General features: G+C 40.2%; 12 protein-coding genes. 6 read left to right on the top strand and 6 right to left on the bottom strand.

Features of this window, described 5'->3' with window-relative positions; genetic code table 11:
- Window positions 1–490: 490 nt before the first annotated feature.
- The gene (locus tag AC6CHI_RS09980; protein WP_458892238.1) at window positions 491–913 is read right to left on the bottom strand and encodes an Lrp/AsnC family transcriptional regulator; all 423 of its coding nucleotides are present in this window, start codon (window positions 911–913) and stop codon (window positions 491–493) included.
- 322 nt (window positions 914–1,235) lie between these two features.
- On the opposite strand from AC6CHI_RS09980, the gene AC6CHI_RS09985 reads away from it, so the two are divergent.
- From AC6CHI_RS09985 to AC6CHI_RS10005, 5 genes are all read left to right on the top strand, one after another.
- Window positions 1,236–2,465, top strand: coding sequence for an aspartate aminotransferase family protein (locus AC6CHI_RS09985; RefSeq protein WP_498121053.1), 1,230 nt, complete (start codon window positions 1,236–1,238; stop codon window positions 2,463–2,465).
- A complete protein-coding gene (astA, locus tag AC6CHI_RS09990) occupies window positions 2,466–3,662 on the top strand; it encodes an arginine N-succinyltransferase (RefSeq protein ID WP_498121054.1) in 1,197 nt (398 codons plus the stop codon). It begins immediately after the preceding gene.
- A gap of 11 nt (window positions 3,663–3,673) precedes the next feature.
- Window positions 3,674–5,182, top strand: coding sequence for a succinylglutamate-semialdehyde dehydrogenase (gene astD / locus AC6CHI_RS09995; RefSeq protein WP_498121055.1), 1,509 nt, complete (start codon window positions 3,674–3,676; stop codon window positions 5,180–5,182).
- Between the two features lie 227 nt (window positions 5,183–5,409).
- Window positions 5,410–5,877 carry a hypothetical protein gene (locus tag AC6CHI_RS10000; protein WP_498121056.1) on the top strand — a complete coding sequence of 156 codons (468 nt, stop codon included), beginning with the start codon at window positions 5,410–5,412 and terminating at the stop codon, window positions 5,875–5,877.
- A gap of 36 nt (window positions 5,878–5,913) precedes the next feature.
- The gene (locus tag AC6CHI_RS10005; RefSeq protein WP_498121057.1) at window positions 5,914–6,381 is read left to right on the top strand and encodes a hypothetical protein; all 468 of its coding nucleotides are present in this window, start codon (window positions 5,914–5,916) and stop codon (window positions 6,379–6,381) included.
- Between the two features lie 95 nt (window positions 6,382–6,476).
- Here AC6CHI_RS10005 and AC6CHI_RS10010 read toward each other — a convergent pair whose 3' ends face one another.
- Entirely contained in the window at window positions 6,477–7,544 is a 1,068-nt protein-coding gene (locus AC6CHI_RS10010; RefSeq protein WP_498121059.1) for an asparaginase, read from the bottom strand.
- Between the two features lie 301 nt (window positions 7,545–7,845).
- Between AC6CHI_RS10010 and AC6CHI_RS10015 the strand changes: the two genes are divergently transcribed.
- On the top strand, window positions 7,846–9,141 hold the full coding sequence (locus AC6CHI_RS10015; RefSeq protein WP_458892107.1) for a dicarboxylate/amino acid:cation symporter: 1,296 nt from the start codon (window positions 7,846–7,848) through the stop codon (window positions 9,139–9,141).
- Window positions 9,142–9,408: 267 nt separating this feature from the next.
- On the opposite strand, the gene AC6CHI_RS10020 is transcribed toward AC6CHI_RS10015, so the two are convergent.
- The 4 genes from AC6CHI_RS10020 to AC6CHI_RS10035 all read right to left on the bottom strand — a co-directional run bounded on the left by AC6CHI_RS10020 (window position 9,409) and on the right by AC6CHI_RS10035 (window position 14,180).
- The gene (locus AC6CHI_RS10020) at window positions 9,409–9,639 is read right to left on the bottom strand and encodes a hypothetical protein (protein WP_498121060.1); all 231 of its coding nucleotides are present in this window, start codon (window positions 9,637–9,639) and stop codon (window positions 9,409–9,411) included.
- 726 nt (window positions 9,640–10,365) lie between these two features.
- Window positions 10,366–11,352, bottom strand: coding sequence for an NAD(P)H-quinone oxidoreductase (locus AC6CHI_RS10025; RefSeq protein ID WP_498121062.1), 987 nt, complete (start codon window positions 11,350–11,352; stop codon window positions 10,366–10,368).
- A gap of 101 nt (window positions 11,353–11,453) precedes the next feature.
- On the bottom strand, window positions 11,454–12,896 hold the full coding sequence (locus tag AC6CHI_RS10030) for a coniferyl aldehyde dehydrogenase (RefSeq protein WP_498121064.1): 1,443 nt from the start codon (window positions 12,894–12,896) through the stop codon (window positions 11,454–11,456).
- 39 nt (window positions 12,897–12,935) lie between these two features.
- Window positions 12,936–14,180, bottom strand: a complete 1,245-nt coding sequence (locus AC6CHI_RS10035; protein WP_498121065.1) for a saccharopine dehydrogenase family protein — start codon at window positions 14,178–14,180, stop codon at window positions 12,936–12,938.
- Window positions 14,181–14,204: the final 24 nt, after the last annotated feature.

The following is a 14,204-nucleotide window of genomic DNA, read 5'->3' on the forward strand; positions in this document are numbered from 1 at the left end:
TCGTTTTAAGCTTGATGACAATCTAGCAAAATGCGTTTTAAAGTTACGTGACATTATCTTTGCGAATCCCAGTCCAAGGGCTAGAACGAATAAAGCAACAAGAGCTAACGTTTGAAAAACAATCAATACTTAAGCAAATTGATCATTTTTATGCTCTTTCTGGTTAAAATTTAATCGATCAATTGGTTATTTAACTACCTGTTAATTATAAACTGATGATATTAATTTGTATTTTATATAAGCATAATTAATACCAAAGTCGCATTTATGAATACTTTAATATGAAAAAATTCCCCTAAATAAATATTAAATGAACAGTTTAAAGATAAAAAACTGGTTAAAAAGTATATTATTTTAAATGCTTAATTAAACGCATTTAATTTAATATGGTTTATATTTTAAAAATATTATTATAATTTAATATTTTTCAATAAATTACTTGCAAACCTATGAATTTTTCTCCATAGGTTTGTAAGTTTAATATCAAGTATTAAGTCTTATATGTAGACAGTAAGATATTCGTTTCACTATTATAAATACCTGAAATACAACGTATTCCGAGTAAGATATTATCAAAATTCTCTAAGGTGTCAGCTTCAATTTCAACTAAAATATCCCACTTACCATTTGTTTTATGCAAACGTTCTACAGCTGGGATTGTTCTTAATTCACTGATTACCGCTCTGGCTTTAGTACCTTCAACCATAATACTCATCCATGCACGAATCGTATTTTTCTGTGCATCTGGACGATAGCGAATGGTGTATCCAGAAATTACACCTGAGGACTCCATATAATCGATTCGACTCTTAATTGTTGGTCGAGAAACTCCAATTTTTTCTGCCAATTCAGTAACAGACATTCGAGCATTTTCTTTCAACAATCCTAGAATAATTTGATCAATATTACTCATTTTGCATCCTGCAATTACCAATTTGGAAAAAAATAATTCATTTTTAAAAAAAACACAAATTTTTTTAATCATTTTGATTCTGAATAATATAGGTACGGTTAGACCTGAATTTTTTTACGAAGGAGGGGCGAACCACCTAAGGCCAACAGGCGAAGTTGCAGAATCGAAATGACTGTAATTTGAGGTGGGAAAAATTAACCACAATTAGGAATTATGTTGTTTAGGGAAGGAATTATGACATTCAGAACCCAGCATTCCCAGCGACTGGTTCGGATGCCGTTAAATTGACTTAACGTTTATAAAATATTGGAGATTAGTGAAGATGACTACGACTACAGTAACACGTGCAGATTTTAATCAATGGTTAGTTCCAATTTATGCACCAGCAGAATTTATTCCAGTACGCGGTGAAGGTTCTCAAATTTGGGATCAAAATGATAAACAATATATCGATTTTGCCGGTGGTATTGCAGTAAACGCACTAGGTCATGCACATCCTGTAGCGGTAGAAGCGTTGAAAGCACAAGCCAGCAAACTATGGCATCTTGGTAACGGCTATACCAATGAACCAGTTTTAGCTTTGGCTAAAAAATTAGTCGAAAGCACGTTTGCCGATAAAGTATTTTTCTGTAACTCAGGTGCAGAAGCCAATGAAGCTGCACTTAAACTGGCGCGTAAAGTCGGTTTACTTAGTGGTAACCCACAAAAAAATCAAATTGTAGCATTCAAGAATGCTTTTCACGGCCGTACGTTATTTACTGTGTCAGCTGGTGGACAGCCTAAATATTCTCAAGATTTTGCGCCTTTACCAGCAGGCATTCAACATGTTGGGTTCAATGACTTAGAAGCTGCGAAAGCGGTTATTGGCGAAAATACTTGTGCCGTCATTATTGAGCCAATTCAAGGTGAAGGTGGTGTACTTCCAGCTGACCATGAATTTTTAAAAGGTTTACGTCAACTCTGTGATGAACATGGTGCTCTACTGATTTTTGATGAAATTCAAACAGGTGTGGGCCGCACAGGTTCACTTTATGCATACATGAACACGGGTGTTACACCAGACATTTTAACAACAGCTAAAGCATTAGGCGGTGGTTTCCCAATTGGTGCAATGATTACCACTGACAAATACGGAAAATTATTTGTAGTTGGTGACCACGGTACAACTTATGGTGGTAACCCATTGGCATGTGCAGTAGCTGGTGCAGTATTTGATTTTATTAATACCCCTGAAGTTTTAGAAGGTGTTAAGCAACGTCATGAACATTTTGTGAAAGGTCTAAATGCCATCAATGCCAAATACAACCTTTTTGAACAAATCCGTGGTCAGGGCATGTTAATTGGCTGCGTATTAAAAGCTGAGTATGCAGGCCAAGCCAAGAACATTGTGAATTTAGCTGGTGACGAAGGTTTAATGGCGCTGGTTGCAGGTCCAAATATTGTTCGCTTCACGCCTTCACTGATCATTCCATTTGCAGATATTGATGAAGGTTTACGTCGCTTTGAGCTAGCTTTGGCTAAGTTTTCATTAGAATTGAAAGAGTGCGCATAAATGATGATTATTCGTTATGTCAGAGAAGATGACATTCATGACATTTATAAACTCGCAGAAAAAGCTGGATTTGGTTTAACGTCATTACAACCGCACATGGAACTTTTGAGCGCTAAACTTAAACGTGCCTGCGATACGGTTAAAGGGATTGTGGATAAAGGGGATCAACTTTACCTCTTTGTTCTAGAAGACACAAAAATCAATAAAGTGATCGGACTTTGTGGTATTGAAGTGGCTTTAGGTTTAAGTGAGCCTTGGTACAATTTCCATGTCGGGACACAAGTTCACTCTTCAAAGGAATTGGGGATTTATAAATCACATAAAACCTTGTTTTTGAGTAACGATCATACGACTTGTAGCGAATTATGTACGCTGTTTTTAGACCCTGATTATCGTAAAGATAAGAATGGTAAATTCCTGTCTAAAATCCGCTTCTTGTATTTAGCAGCATTTAGAAACTTATTTGAAAAAAGAATTGTCGCAGAAATGCGTGGTTACTCAGATGCTCAAGGCTATTCACCATTCTGGGATGCTTTAGGGCATAAATTCTTTGATATTGAATTTACCAAGGCAGACTATCTTAGTGGTACGGGTCAAAAATCATTTATAGCGGAAATGATGCCTCGTTATCCACTATATGTCGATATGTTGCCAGAAGCTGCGCAAAAGGTCATTGGACAAGTCCACCCGAACACATACCCAGCCTATAAGTTATTAGTAGGTGAAGGACTACGTTTCCAGGGCTATGTCGATATTTTTGATGGTGGCGCGACGCTTGAGGCGGATGTCGAAAACTTACGTTCAATTAAAGAAAGTGCTAAAGCACAAGTCGAAATTGTCGCTGAAGTTTTTGAAGGTGCAGAACCTTACTTGGTTTCAAATGATCAATATCAAGATTTTCGCGGCCTTATGATTCAGCATGATCCTGAAGCTGCAGTAGTGAAACTTACGCAAGATCAGGCGAATCAGCTCATGGTAAGTCAGGGCGATCAAGTCCGTATTCTATCTTTAAACCCAAAGGTCGATGAATTATTTGAAGCCGAAGAGCCATTGTACATTTCAAATGATCAAGACTCACACGGCAGCAAGAAGCAGCAAGATTCTGAGGCTGATGTAAAGAAGCTTTCACAGGAACAGGCGAATCAGCGCAAGGTGAGCCATAGTGCTCAAGCCCGTATTTTGGATTTAACCCCATAGGAGTACTCAGCATGATTCAAGGTAAATTGTACATTCAGGGGCAATGGGTCGAAGGGCAAGGCAGCAACTGGGTTAAAACCGATCCTGTGAGTAATCAAGCTTTGTGGACTGCGCAAGAAGCAACCGCAACTGAAGTAACGCAAGCAACACTTGCAGCACGTAAAGCGTTTCCATTGTGGGCAAAACTGGCGCTTGAAGAGCGAATTGCGGTTGTTCAACGCTTTGCAGAGCTACTTGAACAAAATAAAACGCATTTGGCGCAAGTCATTAGTCAGGAAACTGGTAAGCCATTTTGGGAAACAGTGACTGAAGTTCAGGCAATGATTGGTAAAGTCGCGATTTCAATTCGTGCTTATCATGAAAGAACTGGTTCTAGCAGTACGGCTATGCCGGATGGTGTGGCTTCATTGCGTCATCGTCCGCATGGTGTGCTGGCCGTTTTCGGGCCATATAACTTCCCGGGTCACTTACCAAATGGTCACATTGTTCCGGCCTTAATCGCAGGCAATACGATCGTCTTTAAACCAAGCGAATTAACGCCGTGGACTGCTGAAGAAACCGTCAAACTCTGGCAACAGGCAGGATTACCTGATGGCGTGTTAAACCTTGTACAAGGTGGCCGTAGCACTGGTGAAGCACTTGCAGCTGCATCTCAAATTGACGGATTGTTGTTTACGGGTAGTGCCAATACTGGCTATCACCTTAATAAACAAATGGCGGGTCATCCTGAGAAAATTCTAGCGCTTGAAATGGGTGGTAACAATGCACTCATTATTGACAAGATTGAAGACCTTGATGCTGTCGTACATTTAGCAATTCAGTCTGCGTTTGTTTCAGCAGGGCAACGTTGTACTTGTGCTCGACGTATTTTGGTGAAACAAGGTGCGGAAGGTGATGCATTTGTTCAGCGCTTGGTTGAAGCTGCAAGTAAATTAGCTGTAGGTGCTTGGAATGCTGAACCACAACCATTTATGGGTGGGGTTATTTCATCACGTGCTGCAGAGCAAATTCTTCAAGCTCAACAACAGCTATTGAGCTTAGGTGCAAAACCTTTGCTTGAAATGAAACGCATGGATCCAAACAGTTCATTACTGACACCAGGCATTTTAGATCTGACTAATGTTGCCGATGTTCCAGATGAAGAAGTATTTGGTCCATTAACCACGATCTATCGCTACCAAGATTTTGACGAAGCTATGCGTATTGCCAACAATACCCGTTTTGGTTTGTCATTTGGACTGGTTTCACCAGATCGTGACTTGTTTGAACGTGTGTTGATTGAAGCGCGTGCGGGCATTGTGAACTGGAACAAGCCATTAACAGGTGCTTCAAGTGCTGCACCATTTGGTGGACTTGGTGCATCAGGCAATCATCGCCCAAGTGCTTACTATGCAGCAGATTATTGCGCATGGCCTATGGCCTCACTGGAAAGTGAACAAGTGCAATTACCAGCAAAATTATCTCCAGGTATTAATTTACAGCACGATTTAATTGAGCAAAAGAAACCTGATTACGTTTAATCCAAAAACGGATCTAGAAAAAGCGAAGGTGCACAGCCTTCGCTTTTTAAATTGCTACAGATACATTGCATATAAATCTATGATATTTATAAAAGAGCAAAAAAATAAGTATAAGATTTAAAGATTTAGTGTTGTGAAAAAATATTTCAGCCCTTTTTTTTTGAGTAAAAAAGGCATAGAGTATTTAGATAACAAAAATCTTCTAAGGATAAAGAGGAGCCATAAAAATGAATAATACCCAAAAAATACTCAACATCATTTTTTTGTTTGCTGTTGGATTAAACGTGGCTCAAGCTCAAACATCCTCGACACACCCAGATGATGTGAATTCAGGTCTAGGTTCAGAAAACGATCCTATTTCAACAAAATCTTACCGGACTGATCCATCGACCTTGTCGAGTGCGGCACTCTCTATTGCTTCTATATCTGCATTGGCTCAATTTGAACAAGCCAACAATGAAAAATATGAAAATATGCAAATGCCACCCGAGATCAAAAATCTTGAAGAAACCAAAATGAATGCGGCCAGTTCTGTATTTAAACGTTACAACTATTCACTTACCAGCCGTTCAGCAGATTACAGTTCGAAAACCAATTATTGGTGGAATGCCAGCAATTACAGTTGTATTGCGACAGTCAGCTATAACGGACGCATCAATGCTGTGAGCAAAGTGAGCTCATCCGATTGTCAGTAATTTGAACTGAATGAAGCAATGAAAAGGATGTATCCAATGAATAAAAAGCTTATACAAACAGGTTTCATTCTTTTAACCCTGTGCAGTTTTAATACGGCACATGCGATTGATGCGAAATACAGAGCCAAGTTAGAGCAGTCGGGTTGTACACAAATGTCCGAAATGCAGGGCTGTGATATTAATAAAAGCAAAGCCGAAAATGCCAAAGCTGGGTATGGTGCAGAGGTCTATCCGATGCATCATCATCAGAATCACCATCTTTATACGGGGCAGTGGGTGGCAAAAAATGCCAATACCGGTCAAACTGTGGCGACCATACGAGTAGATAAAGATGAAAATGTCTGGGTGAATGGACAGAAAGTCACAGCAAAAAAAAGTGATGCGGGCTTAGTCTTTAAACAGGGTTTTATTCAATATACTTTAGAGGGTGGGTCGATGCACAGAAATGCAGGCTATTGGTATGACTCTGATGCACAAACCTCAGGACCCATTCAAATGGAATAAGAAACTGTATTTACTCATTTATTTATTGAAATAAAAAAGACCGATTCATAGACTAGAATCGGTCTTTTTTAACGCTGATGGTTCTGTTTTAACGCTTAGTATTTCCAGAACATCTCTTGAATCTGCTTGGCATCATTGGTTTTGGTGAGTGCTAAAGCAGTCAAAATACGGGCTTTTTGCGGATTTAAGTCATGTGCCGCAATCCAACCATATTTATCATCAGGCTGTTCGGCATTTCGAATAATGAAACCTTGTGCTACACGTGATGAACGGACAATTTGGATGCCTTGTTCATCATGCAGTTTTCTGACTTCAGGTACGAGGTAATTTGCCATAGAACCATTACCCGTGCCTGCATGAATCATCGCTTTAACGCCTGCTTTGGCAAACGCTTGGTATGCATCCGGCATCATAGAATCTGAACCATAGACAATTTGCACGCTAGGTAATGCATCACCCTGAATTTTCTCAATATTAAATTCAGAATTATTGGTATGTTTTTTCACAGAACTTCTGAACCAGTACGGCTTGCCTTCAACCAAAGTCCCTAAAGCTCCCCATTGGCTGACAAAAGCATTGGTATGAATATTAATGCCTTTGGTCACATCTCGTGCAGCAAAAATCGAATCATTCATTAACACCATTACGCCTTTGTTTTTAGCTTCATCAGAAGAAGCCAAAGCAACAGCGCTATATAGGTTTAATGGGCCATCTGCAGACAGGGCCGTCGACGGTCGCATAGAGCCGACCAATACAATGGGTTTATCCGTATGTACCACTAAATTCAAGAAAAAAGCGGTTTCTTCCATGGTGTCGGTACCATGGGTAATGACGACACCATTGACAGAAGGTTTCTTCACTAAATCATTAACTTGACGCGCTAAAGATAACAATTCTTTGTCTGTAATACTTTCAGATGCAACTTGCAGTGCCTGAATGCCTGTCACATTTGCCAGATCATTCACTTGCGGCACAGCTTTGATCAGTGCATCAACTGGAACTTTTGCCGCGCTATAGGTTGCACTATTGGTTGAACTTGCGCCTGCACCAGCAATGGTTCCGCCCGTTGCGACCACTACGACATTATTTTTTGCGTAAAGTGCTGTGGAAGATGCCAAAAGGGTGAGTGCCAAGCCGCATGATTGGAGAGTTTTACTTATCATTAACCAGATCCTAGTTCTTAAATTCCATTAACAACAATGTTTGATGTGTACAAACATTAACAATATTTAAGTTTCTTTCACGAATAGCGTCATTGGCATTTTGTATATTTTCTTAACAATCTCCATGCAAAATTTGCATAGAAAAATACTTTTTTGCATTTTTAATTCTGATCAACTTTCGTTAGATTCTGCCAACACCCCTAAGCTAAATGGATATTTGGCTTGGATGGAACAAAATCATAACATCTTATAAAACAATAAGATGTTTTTATCGATTTTAGGGTATTAAAAGGAAATTTTTATGGATCAGAAAAAACTATTAAAATTTATTCTAGTTGCGATGGTTTCTGGAATATTAGTTGGTTGGCTTTTTCATAGTAATTTGAGTACTACTCAAGCTGAAAATATCGCGTCATATTTTAAAATTCTTACAGACATATTCTTAAGATTAATTAAAATGATCATTGCACCATTGGTTTTTGCAACGATTGTTTCTGGGTTAATCTCAATGGGTAAATCATCATCTTTAGGCTCAATTACGCTTAAAGCCATGAGTTGGTTTATTGGTGCATCTCTCATTTCTTTGCTGTTAGGTATGGGCATGGCAAACCTACTTCAACCTGGTGCAGGAATGAATCTTCCAATTCCTACAGCTCCTGTTGATGTTGGTGTCAGTGCAACCAGTTTAAATATACAGACCTTTATTACGCATATTTTCCCAAAAAGCTTTGCTGAAGCGATGGCGAATAACGAAATCTTACAGATTCTAGTATTCTCTATCTTCTTTGGTTCTGCTTTAGCTTACGTGCATCATCAGCAAGATGAAGGTGATACGGTTATTGCAAAAATTATTGATGAATTATGCCGTATCATGTTCCGTATTACCGATTACGTGATGACGTTTTCTCCTATTGCTGTTTTTGCGGCAATCGCTTCTGCGATTACCTTAAAAGGTCCACAAATCATTATCGACTATAGTGTTTTTATAGGCGAATTTTATGCAAGTCTTTTCATTCTTTGGGCTGTGATTATTACCGTTGGTTATCTCTTCCTGAAAAAAGATGTCTTCCGTTTACTCAAGACTGTTCGTGAACCAGCAGTATTAGGTTTTGCAACTGCAAGTAGTGAATCTGCTTATCCAAAACTTATGACTGCCTTGGAAAAGTTTGGTGTACCAAAGCGTATTACGAGCTTTGTATTACCATTGGGCTACTCATTTAACCTCGATGGATCAATGATTTACATGTCTTTTGCGGTATTGTTTATTGCCCAAGCGTATAACATTGATTTAAGTATCTCCCAACAAATCTTGATGTTACTGACACTAATGATTACCAGTAAGGGTATTGCAGGTGTGTCTCGTGCATCGTTGGTGGTTATTGCTGCAACATTAGCAATGTTTAAACTTCCTGAAGCTGGTATCTTGTTGATTCTTGCAGTAGATCACTTCTTAGATATGGGTCGTACAGCAACCAACATTATTGGTAATAGTGTCGCAACAGCGGTCATTGCTAAGACTGAAAGTCATAAAGTTGAAGAAAGCGAAACAGCGTTGGTTCAACCCCTTATTCCGAATGAGCAAAAGAATTCTCTCTAAGTCTTGAACTCCCGCAAGATAATAAAAAAGCATCACTTTATGTGGTGCTTTTTTAGTTGCGAAATTAAAAACATGCTGCTGTGATGTTCTTTATATTAATTAGGGAGATCGAGGTGTTCTGCATGTTCAGGTGCTTCGTTTATTGAATTTAGACGCTTCATTTTGTAAGTAGACCCAATTTTTATGCATATACAAGTTCAATAGCTTCTGAGACTTAGATCATCTCTACCATGCATTAAAACTGGTAACTCTCAAAGAGGATGATGGTCATTCCATTACTTTTTCGATGGTAATATTACTAATGTGTGCTTGATCTTTGTAATGCGACTCTAATAAGACCACCAGTTCTTTTGCTCTTTTTTCCGAATAGAAACAATTTCCCAGACTTAAATCATCTAACCATTCTTGTAACGATCCAAGCACCGTCTGCTTTCCATGCCGAGTACCGTAATAGACAATTCCCCCCGACTTTTTAGCTTTAATGATGAAATTCGACATAAGGAATATCCTAAGTCAGATGGTGGTTCAGTGATGAATATGAACATTTAGAGCAAGCTTTAGCATAATTTATCACGTGATCATCCCCAAAATCTCGAGTTTATGCGCTTTCCTTGACGATAGTGCGACGTGCTTAGCTTTATTCTTTTCGCAATTACTGAAGTATAAAAGAACTCCATCTCCAATACAGAATATTATTTTGAAAAAATATTGAAATTTAAATTAACTTAAATCAAAAAATTAACTGTAAAGATGTTTTTTTAGTTCTGATATCGCCCAGCGATATATCTCGTGATTTTGCCTGTATTGAAATTTTAAGTGTATTCAAACAGCAACCGCATATTTTACCCCATGCCGAGCTTTCGCTAGACCTAATACAGACTAAGGGTCAGTCAGGTTTGCTAGATATGATCATCGGGTTTGCTTATTGGAGATGACTTAAACCGTGTATATAGATCGAAGGTATCGAATACAGATAAAAAAGCATGCCACATTTAGACTCTGGCGGTGTTATAAAACAGTGTTTTGACTGGCGCAAACATAATGCTTAATGAGCTTATGCGGATTTCTAAATAAGGAGGGCTGATTAATTTTTTATCCGTCATCGTATAAGTGGCAGCGGTGTCATTTAAAGCTGAATTGAGTCGGTGTGCTGAAATTTATAATGACATCAATGAAAAAGCTCAGAAGTGAAATGAAAGGCGCTTAACTTCTGAATAAGATTGACTATTTTTTGACAATCAGAACCAATTTCCCCACGTGTTGACCTTGGTTCAAAAACTCATGTGCTTGGCGTGCTTGCTCAAGATCAAAGGATTTAAATAACAACGGTTTTAATTGTCCTTTTGAAATTAAAGGCCAAACCTGTGCTTGAAGGGCAGCCATGACCTCAGCTTTTGCCTCTGAAGATTGAGAACGTAGTGTTGCTCCCGTATGGGGCAGGCGTTTTGCAAGCATCGGGAAAATATTCACTTTTTCAGCGAGTCCTTTTAACACACCGATCTGTAAAATTGTGCCATTCATTGCTGCAACTTCATAATTTCGTTGAATATAATCACCTGCGATGATATCTAAAACGAAATCCACGCCTTTGCCATCGGTATGCTTTTTGACTTCTTCAACAAAATCTTGTTGTTTATAGTGAATCGCAACATCTGCACCAAGTTCTAAACTTGCTTTTTGATGAGCTGCACTCGATACCGTCGTAAAAATCTGAGTTGCGCCAAATGCTTTGGTGAGCATTGTTGCAGTCGTTCCAATTCCAGACGTCCCACCATGAATCAAGATAGAACTGTTTGGGCGAAACTTGGCATGTTGAAACAAATGCGACCATACCGTCATAAAGGTTTCAAGTAAAATCCCACCTTCAACCAGAGTTAATCCTTCTGGAATAAAAAGCACATTGTCTTGCTGTGCAACCACATACTCGGCATAACCGCCACCTTGAACCAAAGCACAAACTTCATCACCAGCTTTAAACTTCTGAACAGATTTACCTACTTGTTTAACAATGCCTGAAACTTCAAGGCCGGGAATATCTGTGACACCGGGAGGCGGGGCATATAAACCTTGACGTTGCATCACATCGGGACCATTAATGCCTGCGGCAACGACTTCAATTAGCACACCATCATCCGTTAATTCTGGTATGTCTCGTTCGCTTAAGCGAATCACTTCAGGACCGCCAGCACCATTAAAAGTAATGCATTTCATCAAGGTTTCCTTATAAAAATTGAGGTGGTTTTATTGGATGTGTAAATTGAAAACGCAGAAGGCATGGGATTCTAGGGCGCGTGAATCCCATGCGGATTTGATTAGTGCGTGGTTTTGTTTTTGCCTAAAGTCATGAGCAACGCAAAGTCCATAAATTTTCCAAAAGGTGCTTGCAGTAAACTCGGTAAATTCCATCGCCCTTGGTCAAACACCCCTTTGGCATGACTCATAGAACGGAAGCCTTCTATGCCATGATAAGCCCCCATACCACTAGGACCGACACCACCAAAGGGTAAATCATCCTGCGCTACGTGAATGATGGTGTTGTTAATGCCAACATTTCCTGAAGTCGTGCGCCGGAGCAATTTTTTGCAATCTGCATCGTTTTCACCAAAATAGTACAGCGCAAGAGGACGTGGACGCGCATTGATATACTCAATGACTTCATCAATATTACGATATGTCCGGACAGGAAGAATTGGACCAAAGATTTCTTCTTGCATAATGGCATCATCGTCTTTTGCACCCACAACAAGGGTTGGTGCAATGGTACGAATACGATCACTAGCGGATTCTGGCTTAGCCCCCATTTCAATTACGCGTGCACCGTGTTCTCGTGCATCATCAAGCAAGCTTTGCAAACGAGCATAATGCCTCGCATTGACGATGGAGGTATAGTCTTGGCAATCTGGACCGTTCGGATAGAAATGCGTCACGGTTTCATTGAACTGTTGAATAAAAGCGTCTAAATCATCTTCATGTACCAGTGCATAATCTGGTGCGACACAGGTTTGCCCTGCATTCGATAACTTGCCGTAGGCGATGCTGCTCATTGTTCGGTGATTAATCTTGCCTCGCGCGACAATGACTGGACTTTTACCCCCTAACTCTAGGGTTAAAGGAACAAGGTGCTCACTGGCGGCTTTCATCACTTTACGACCAACAGGGGTACTCCCTGTAAAGAGTAAATGGTCAAAAGGAAGCGCACTGAACTCCGCACCAACTTCAGGACCACCTAAGATGACCGCCACTTCATCACTCGAAAATGTTGCAGCAAGCATGCGATGAATCACCTCACTGGTTCGAGGGGTTAATTCAGACGGTTTAAGCATGGCACGATTACCCGCAGCCAATGCGGTTGCTAATGGAATTAAGGTTAAAGAAATTGGATAATTCCAAGGTGCCATCACACCAATGATTCCTTTAGGCTGGTACTCTACATATGCCTTGGCCGATCGATAAAACCAACTGACATGACGGCGTTCGGGTTTCATGAAACGGTGGAGTTTCTTGCTCAGATAGTCAATTGACTGAACAACCCCAACCAATTCCATCACATCTGTTTCATGATGAGAACGATGCCCAAAATCTGCACTGACCGCCTTTTGTAACTCGCTACGATATGCAAGGACTGCATCACGTAATTTTTTCAGATTTGCTTTTCGTTGAGCGAGAGTCGGTGGCTCTTCAGTGAAGAATGCTCGACGCTGTTGATTGAGTATCTCAGCTACAGATGTAGGGTTGATTGGATGTGAAGCGTTCATCTTTCACCTCATGGGACGTATCTATGAAAATGGTTTTATTCAGATTTCTTGGAAAACTAAACCTGCATGGCGTGTTAATCGCTGAATAAAACGGTCATCGAACATGGTCGCAGGTGTCCAAAAACCACCACTACGACCGACTTTTTCCCCATCTTTCACATGATCAAGTGCAATACTAATCGCGGCTTGACCGAGCATTTTCCCTGTAGAGCCATAACCTGGATCACGATCCCCCGTCACTTTGACTCTTAAACTCTGACCATCATTGGTTTTGCCGAAAAAGCGTAAATCAAAACGACCCGAACGCTGCTGTTCTGGTGTAGGGCCTTCACCCGGTTTGGGCAATACATAGCGTTCCATGAGTTGGCTAATCGGTTTATTAACCGCAGCTAACATGAATGCACCCAGACCAGCGACCATACCAAGCGCCTTTAAACGGCCATTGATACCAGTGCCGGTTAAAATTGCTTCGTTGTAACTAAAGTTAGATCCATACGCATTTCCAGATAAGGCATTAGAACGATGCACGACACGTTCATTTACTGCCGCCATTACGAAAGGGGCAATCCAAGCATTAAAATCAGGATCGAGTTTTGCTGTTTTTATAAAATCTTGCTGCTGTGTGAAAGAGTGACCTTTCGGACAAATAGAATAAGGATTGATCAGCTCTTTTTTTAACACGGGATCAGCGGCAGCTTCTTGAATTACGTTGATCAAGCTTGCAACGGTTCCACCAGATGCACCACCTTTTAAGGTTTTTACGCGCATTTTGACTTGGGTGGCAGGCACACCAAATTGTTTTAAGGCCTGCTGTTGTAGAAAATAAACCCCCATATCCGATGGGACAGAATCAAAACCACAACAATGAACAATCCGCGCACCAGATTGCTGCGCTTGCGTTTCATATTTTTCGATCATTTTCTTAATCCACTGGGTTTCTCCCGTGAGATCACAATAATCCGTGCCATTTTCAACACAAGCTTTAATCAGTGGCTCACCATAAAGCGCATAAGGTCCAACTGTAGACACAATCACACGCGTGTTTGTACAGAGGGCTGTCAAATCTGCATCACTGCCAGCATCGGCAATTAAGATGGGGAGGTTCTCACCTAGAGCACCTAAGGCATGCTTCAGCTCTTCTAACTTACTCTTTGAACGTCCTGCAATTGCCCAGTTCAACTTTTCATCTTGTTGTGCAAAATATTCCGCGAGATATTGGGTGAGAATTTGCCCGACAAAACTGGTTGCACCAAAGACCACAAGATCATAGTTTGCTTTTTTCATTCGCGATTATCCTTTTTTATTTAT

The organism is Acinetobacter sp. GQ146 (assembly GCF_059758585.1).

Bases quoted from the DNA above. Each gene is read 5' to 3' on its own strand.
- AC6CHI_RS09980 (WP_458892238.1), bottom strand. From the start codon at position 913: ATGAGTAATATTGATCAAATTATTCTAGGATTGTTGAAAGAAAATGCT.
- AC6CHI_RS09985 (WP_498121053.1), top strand. From the start codon at position 1,236: ATGACTACGACTACAGTAACACGTGCAGATTTTAATCAATGGTTAGTT.
- astA (WP_498121054.1), top strand. From the start codon at position 2,466: ATGATGATTATTCGTTATGTCAGAGAAGATGACATTCATGACATTTAT.
- astD (WP_498121055.1), top strand. From the start codon at position 3,674: ATGATTCAAGGTAAATTGTACATTCAGGGGCAATGGGTCGAAGGGCAA.
- AC6CHI_RS10000 (WP_498121056.1), top strand. From the start codon at position 5,410: ATGAATAATACCCAAAAAATACTCAACATCATTTTTTTGTTTGCTGTT.
- AC6CHI_RS10005 (WP_498121057.1), top strand. From the start codon at position 5,914: ATGAATAAAAAGCTTATACAAACAGGTTTCATTCTTTTAACCCTGTGC.
- AC6CHI_RS10010 (WP_498121059.1), bottom strand. From the start codon at position 7,544: ATGATAAGTAAAACTCTCCAATCATGCGGCTTGGCACTCACCCTTTTG.
- AC6CHI_RS10015 (WP_458892107.1), top strand. From the start codon at position 7,846: ATGGATCAGAAAAAACTATTAAAATTTATTCTAGTTGCGATGGTTTCT.
- AC6CHI_RS10020 (WP_498121060.1), bottom strand. From the start codon at position 9,639: ATGTCGAATTTCATCATTAAAGCTAAAAAGTCGGGGGGAATTGTCTAT.
- AC6CHI_RS10025 (WP_498121062.1), bottom strand. From the start codon at position 11,352: ATGAAATGCATTACTTTTAATGGTGCTGGCGGTCCTGAAGTGATTCGC.
- AC6CHI_RS10030 (WP_498121064.1), bottom strand. From the start codon at position 12,896: ATGAACGCTTCACATCCAATCAACCCTACATCTGTAGCTGAGATACTC.
- AC6CHI_RS10035 (WP_498121065.1), bottom strand. From the start codon at position 14,180: ATGAAAAAAGCAAACTATGATCTTGTGGTCTTTGGTGCAACCAGTTTT.